Source organism: Roseburia sp. AF42-8 (assembly GCF_003435965.1).
GTDB classification, from domain to species: domain Bacteria; phylum Bacillota; class Clostridia; order Lachnospirales; family Lachnospiraceae; genus Roseburia_C; species Roseburia_C amylophila.
Genome location: NZ_QTVB01000070.1, coordinates 1 through 6772, shown reverse-complemented (window position 1 = coordinate 6772; position 6772 = coordinate 1). Strand labels below are relative to the sequence as shown.

Here is a 6772-nt window from a genome sequence, read left to right as displayed (position 1 = left end):
TATCATTAAGAAACATTTTTTTGCTTCATTTTATGATTTGATATGTTCTGCTTAATATGTTATACTTACCTAAATTCATGTATTATTATAGAAAAAAACGTTAATGGGGGTGTTGTTATATGGCAACAAATGAATCAGCAGAAAATTATCTTGAGACTATTCTTATGCTGAGCAAAAAGCTTCCTGTGGTTCGTTCTGTAGATATTGCCAATGAACTTGGCTTTAAGAAATCCAGTGTCAGCATAGCAATGAAGAATTTAAGAGAAAAGAATCATATTACGGTAACCGATTCCGGTTTCATCTATCTTACCGACTCCGGTCGTGAAATTGCAGAAATGATTTATGAACGTCACGAATTCCTTTCTACCTGGTTAGAAAGTCTTGGTGTACCAAAGGAAATCGCAACAGAAGATGCATGCAAAATGGAACATGTTATCAGTAAAGAAAGCTTTACCGCAATCAAAAAAGCTTTGAAGCAGTAATATTACTGCTCCAAAGCTTTTTCTTTGTCTACAAACATCATAATGAATGCCATGAACAACACGGCTGCACATATCAAAATTGCTTTCTCTGCCAGTAATTTCACAAAAGCATTTCCAATAATCGCCCCTATTATAAACATCAGGATAATGCCATAATACAGCATTCCTTTAAACGCGGATTCTTTATTCTTCGTATAATGGAAATCACACCAGTTCTGTGTCCCGCTTCTTAAGTTTCCAATGCACATTGTCGTTGCAATTCCATTGCCATGTATCTTCCGGAAGCTCTCCACCTGTATGCCACATGCCAGTGAAGTCAGACTGTTGGCTGCCAGATTCATGCTCTGTGGAAAAAAGCATACCACAAATAGCACCAGTGCTTCACATAATACAGAAAGCTGCCGCCAGTGAAACAGGCTCTTATCTTTTGCATGTACCCGTACTACATCTGCCAGCGCTATTCCCACCGCAAATGCCAGCACCGGAAACAGATAACGCAGTGCCATTCCCCAATTTCTCTCCGATAAATTGATTCCGAGCAATAACATATTTCCCGTCTGCGCATTAGCAAATACTCCATCCCTGCACATATAGGAATATGCATCCATAAATCCTCCAGCCAACGCCAGCACGATTCCAAGTTCTATTGATTCCGACATCTGTCTGGAACGCCTCATAATTATCATCCTCTCATCCTTGGTTTTCTTCTTATTATACTATGGGTGTCAAGGGGTGGGATGAGGTCTCTACACTATTCTTATCTTCGTTTGGAATTTGCTTTTCAACCTAACATAACGCAACTATGGCTAAGCCAAGCACCATCGGCTTTCTATTCTGCATATTTTCTGTCTCCATTTGCATATTCAATATATGCAGCTTTCTTTTCTTTATCATAACCTGCTATGTCAAAGCAAGGGCTAATAACCAAAAGATGCAAAGACGAATTGCACAACAAGAGTCCTTATTCTATGCCGATATGCTGCGCAAAGATATCAATGCTGACCGAGAAGCACACGGAAAGAAACCTCTCGAAGATAAAGACAATCATAATAAGCCAGGATCCGGTGGTAATGATAAATTTGAAGACTATACAGATGACATTCCGCTAGACGGAAAAAACATCAAGTGCAGTACAACAGATTCTGAAAGTGGATGGTTTCGAAAAGGGAAACACAAGCATGTGTTTGCATATGGGATTGAAACTGCCTGCGATAAAAACGGATGGATTATAGATTTTACAATAAATCTAGGCAACGAGCATGATAGCAGAACTTTTAAAGACCTTTACGACAAGCTCACACATGTTGGAATGAAATACTGTATTGTTGATGCTGGTTATAAAACTCCGGCAATAGCAAAAATGCTTATAGACGATGGCGTGACACCGGTATTTCCATACAAACGCTCAATGACCAAAGACGGATTTTTCAGAAAACACGAGTATGTGTATGATGAATACAATGACGCATACATTTGTCCAGGTAATCATTTCCTGCACTACAGCACCACCAACCGAGATGGATATCGAGAGTCCAAAAGCTGCGGAAAAATCTGTGAAGAATGTCAATATTTATCTCAATGTACAGCAAGCCAAAATCATGTAAAACTTATCACAAGACATGTTTGGGAAGATTACATGGAAACATGCGAAGATATACGTCAAACAATTGGTATGAAAGATTTATATTCACACCGTAAAGAAACAATTGAAAGAATCTTTGGAACAGCAAAAGAAAACCATGGATTCCGATATACACAAATGTACGGAAAAGCGCGGATGAAAATGGAGGTCGCGCTCACCTTTGCGTGCATGAATTTAAAAAAGCTTGCAAAATATAAGAAAGAAAGGGGATTACAAATGGCATAAATCCAGTGGAAATATGGTCGTTTAAACTCAGACACCTTTATAGTAATAGGAAAAGAGCTCCGAGAACATAATTTCTCAAAGCTCTTTATCTACAGTCTGCTAGATACATGTATTTATATATCTCTAAAAGATATTATACGAGGACTGATAACAATGAAATTGATACACGCAGAATATAACCCGATGCACAACAGCATCGGCATTAACCACTATGACGGCTACATCCTCCGATTAACTGCAACCAAGCAGAATCCGGGATACAAACTACTCCCAATTCTCAACGGTGCCTGAATGCTCTGGCAATTGATAATCTGCTAGAATATGCCCGGCTTGTGCTGGATGGCGAGATGCAAGCAGAGGTTGATACAGAGGATAGTTTGGAGTCTTTCTAAAGAATCAATCCCCTCTCAAATAGCGAGAGGGGATTAGCTCATCCATAGCAATTCATAAATTACCTATTTTTTAACCATATGTTATAGTTCGTTTCTGCATTCTTCGCTTCATGAGATTTAAAAATTCGTTTCCAATCTTCCAAATTCAGACTATATAACCATTCTCTCACCTTTTCGCATTGCTTAATACTAATTTCGCCCTGTTTTCTATACCACTCTTTAGCTAATATACGTGCAGCATACCTCGATACCCCTAACATACACAATGCCACAGAAACTACATTATTAACACCAAAATAAATAAATGCTGGAATCAGCGGATATGTCTCACCCTTATCTTCTTGGGGATTAACAATTCCTTGCGCCTTGAAAATAGCAGAAATCCCCCATGGGAGATTATTAATAAGCTTCGAATATATATATTTACCACATATATTCATTTTCGCTTGTGCATCATAGTTTTCATTATTAATGCACTTATCGGCTATTGCTCTTATGCTATATCCGTGAACCCACATTTTCGTTAATAAAGCAACATTCTCGGCATTCAACGGTGCATTAGCATCAAACATACCTAAGTTTATCTCTGGAATACTATTAACCATCTTGATAACATCCACTAATTGGTTATCTTTTCCACTAAATAATATACCACTTTCAGGAATGGACATATTTCTCTTACTAATTTCAAACATTAATTTTTTCATACTAATACTACTTATGCCTGTAGTATCAATAATGTCCATCAGTTTCTTTCTTGATAAATCCTCTCCCATCTTTCCAATATATTTTTTTGTAATTCTCACAAGCTTTTCTGCAAGTTCGTTATTTCCTTTTCGCTCCAAATTAGAGTACACATAACTACCACGCAGTAAGTCCTCAATTTCTATATCTTCGTATAATTTCTCAATGTGATATATATATTGCAGTAATGTTGATAATTCCCCATACTGTTCAATATAATATGACGACAAGCAGTCTTCCGGAATTTTCTCTATTACTTGTAATAAAGAAGATACTATTTCCTCATTCCTATTGGCTAAATATTCCCTAAACTGTTCTTCCTGCTCATTGCTACCACAGACTGCAATTACATGGCCCTCTTTGTCAACCAACGCGCGCCCAGCTCTTCCAGCAATATTCCAAAATTCAGATGCCGACATATTTCGCGAATATCCCTCTTTGGGTACCGTCATGCCTTGAAATATCACTGTAGCAATAGGAAAATTCATTCCCTGAGCCAATGTGGTTGTGGCTGCAACAACCTTGATAAATCCACGTCGAATAGCATCCTCTATCTCTTCTCTTATGCTGAGTGGCAATGCTGAATGGTGATACGCACAGCCCTTTAACAAAACTTTATATAGTAAACTATCTGATCCCATTTCAGTTTCAATCAATTCTAATAATGGAGATATTTCTAGTTTTTCCGCTTCTGAAATATCATCTTTATCAAGATATATTTCTGCAAAATTTTCTGCATATCGTTGTTGTGTACATAACACCAAAACTCCACCTATATGCTTATACTTTTCTGCAAGCAGATATGACTGCCTGGCCTTCTTTTTTTCTTGTCTTGACAACCTTTTAATATCCAAAGTGAATTCTTCATTATATACATCGTTGCATGCAGATGGAATATACTTAACTTGCTGAATACTTCCTCTAGGTGATAATGGTATATTCCTACTTATTCCTGTAAATTGCTGTGCAGGTTTCCAATTCACAAAAATATCTATTCCTCTATCATCGCTCAACCAACTTGCTATCTCATTTGCATTTTTCATAAATGGACTGAGCATTAAAATTTTTAAATTTCTATCGTTCTTTCTTAACATCGCCAGCAACAACTCCAGTTTAGCACCGCGCTCGCCATCTTGAATGTTATGTGCTTCATCCACAATAACCAAACGCAATTTATCCACAAACGGATGCTTCGATCTTTGCATAATATCAAATTTCTCTGGCGTGGTTACAAGTATATCTGTATTTTTTAATAAAAGCTCTTCTTCTATTTCATCTATGTCCATAAAAGGAATTGCTATGTCTACACTATATCCAAACCCTTCAAACTCCGTTTTCAAATCTCGTTTAACCTGATTCACCAACGCTCTTGTCGGAACTAAATACGCAATCTTAGCATCGCTATAAACACTCTTAGTCTGCATAATGTATAGTTTTGCTAACAAACTCTTTCCTGCGCTGGTTGGCATTTGTACAACTAATGCAGATTTAGTCATGTCAAACAAATTCTGCTCAATCGCATTCTTCTGAGATGGCCACAAATCAAATATTGGCTTTGAATTGCTACGGCTAAGTATCATCTCTAAATATTCGTCTAATTTCTGTGATATACCTTCTATAGACGCCCACAATGAATTTCGTATCATTGCCTTTAGAGCATGCATAATAAGTAACACCAATAACGCATCCTCTTGTCGTTCAATCTCATTAAAAGAATCTCTGGCAGCGATTATTTTTCTTATTATAACCTTTTCAACATTTGCAGGTTTTCCTGAAACAATATAGCTTATGTACGAACCTATTGCCTCTTCCAAATTGAAGCATCCTGTCACAAAATATATTTCTTCTTCTCCTTCTGGCACTAAATTTTTTGCAACAATATCCAATTCATTTTTTAAAATTTCTATTTCATCTATATCATTCCATCCATTTAATTTTCTTACTGCTAATAGAAAGACAATTATTGTAATAACATAAAGTTTTTCAAACGGATTATCGAATTGCTTAACATAACTTTCATCTAAACATTCATCCTTTAATAGCATTCTTACTTCTGCAATTTTCGAGCAAATAACCCCTGATGCCACTAATTGTGCCAACATTCGTATACGTTCTAATTCACCTTTATATTGCCCTGAGTAATATGTGACTTTTAATAACTCATAACCCTCAAGCAAAACATCTTTTTTATCATCATATTCATTAACTAATTTTAGTCCCAAATAGTGATACAAATAGGTGAAATCGAATTTAAGTTCATACTGTTCAGCCAAATTTTCTGCTTGAATCTTGTTACACAATTCACGTATATTCCAAATGCCAATAGTTTTTTTAGGTTTATCTAAATTCAATAAACTATTCAACTTTTTGGTCAACAATTCATTCATTAGTTTTCACCTCGAACACTTGAATATAAGTCATCAGCAAATTCGTTTAACGCAACATCAACCACCATAATATAATAATTTATAGTAGCACCACTAAATTTAGATGGGTCTGTATAAAAAATGCCAAAATCCGCATCCTTATATGTCGTTGCTGTTCTCAATAAAAACGGTACAATTAACATTTTCTTTCTTGTCTCTTGTAACACATCATTTTTCTCAATATCAACTGCTAATTCTCCAATAAGAGTAGCAAACTTATCAATATCAAATCTATCAAATGATTTAACCAAAGCTTTCATGAGTCTATCATTGCCTGTACTTAATTCTAATAATGATTTATACAAACTATCCTTCGTTTCCGATACCACTTCTGGCGGATTTTTCTTTGATTCTGATGCCTTCACTTCACAAATTACTACTTTCTGTAATTCAAATTCACCATTAACTTCTTTAAAAATGAATCCGAAATTATCAACTCCTCGTTTCGGCAAATCTGGGTCGTCTTCCTCCAAACTAATTCTTCCTGCAAAAGATACATCTAAATTTTTATGCAAATAATCTTTTGCAATAACTTCGCCAATTTTACTTCTAACGGGCTTCAGTTGGGTGCGGCCACCTTTTAGTGGATTAACTGCTGGATTGGGGGTATTATATCTTTCCATCAACCCACGCATTATTTCTTTTCTCTCATCAGACAACGACTCCGTTTTTTGTTCAAAACTTTCACCAAGTCCATATTCTTCTTTCAATACCGGAAGTATATACTGTAAAAAAGCTTCTCTATCACTTGAATAACCCAATTGAAAAGCAGTATATAGATTGTTCGTCCTTTTTTCTTTTTGAAAAAATAATATTACTATACAAGGCCTTTCCCCCATTTGCTTTAGTTTATGATACTTT

Annotated in this window: 4 protein-coding genes and 2 pseudogenes; 3 read left to right on the top strand and 3 right to left on the bottom strand. The window is 36.0% G+C overall.

The genetic code is table 11. The features are described from left to right. The first annotated feature begins 119 nt into the window (after positions 1–119). Positions 120–482: a metal-dependent transcriptional regulator gene (locus DW059_RS14530; RefSeq protein ID WP_117699268.1), complete on the top strand. Its 363-nt coding sequence runs from the start codon at positions 120–122 to the stop codon at positions 480–482. Positions 483–484: 2 nt separating this feature from the next. On the opposite strand, the gene DW059_RS14525 is transcribed toward DW059_RS14530, so the two are convergent. Then, the gene (locus DW059_RS14525) at positions 485–1159 is read right to left on the bottom strand and encodes a YoaK family protein (RefSeq protein WP_117699267.1); all 675 of its coding nucleotides are present in this window, start codon (positions 1157–1159) and stop codon (positions 485–487) included. A gap of 209 nt (positions 1160–1368) precedes the next feature. On the opposite strand from DW059_RS14525, the pseudogene DW059_RS14520 reads away from it, so the two are divergent. Both DW059_RS14520 and DW059_RS16620 read left to right on the top strand, forming a co-directional pair. Then, positions 1369–2334 (top strand): annotated as a pseudogene (locus DW059_RS14520) (transposase); the annotation flags it as partial. 168 nt (positions 2335–2502) lie between these two features. Beyond that, positions 2503–2741 (top strand): annotated as a pseudogene (locus DW059_RS16620) (DUF6061 family protein). 59 nt (positions 2742–2800) lie between these two features. Here the strand turns inward: DW059_RS16620 and DW059_RS14510 are convergent. Together DW059_RS14510 and DW059_RS15990 are read right to left on the bottom strand one after the other, a co-directional pair. Next, a complete protein-coding gene (locus DW059_RS14510) occupies positions 2801–5872 on the bottom strand; it encodes a DEAD/DEAH box helicase (protein ID WP_117699265.1) in 3072 nt (1023 codons plus the stop codon). Further along, positions 5872–6772, bottom strand: a 901-nt coding sequence (locus DW059_RS15990; protein WP_158552136.1) for a hypothetical protein, incomplete at its 5' end; no start/stop codon positions are given. The genes DW059_RS15990 and DW059_RS14510, both read right to left, overlap by 1 nt.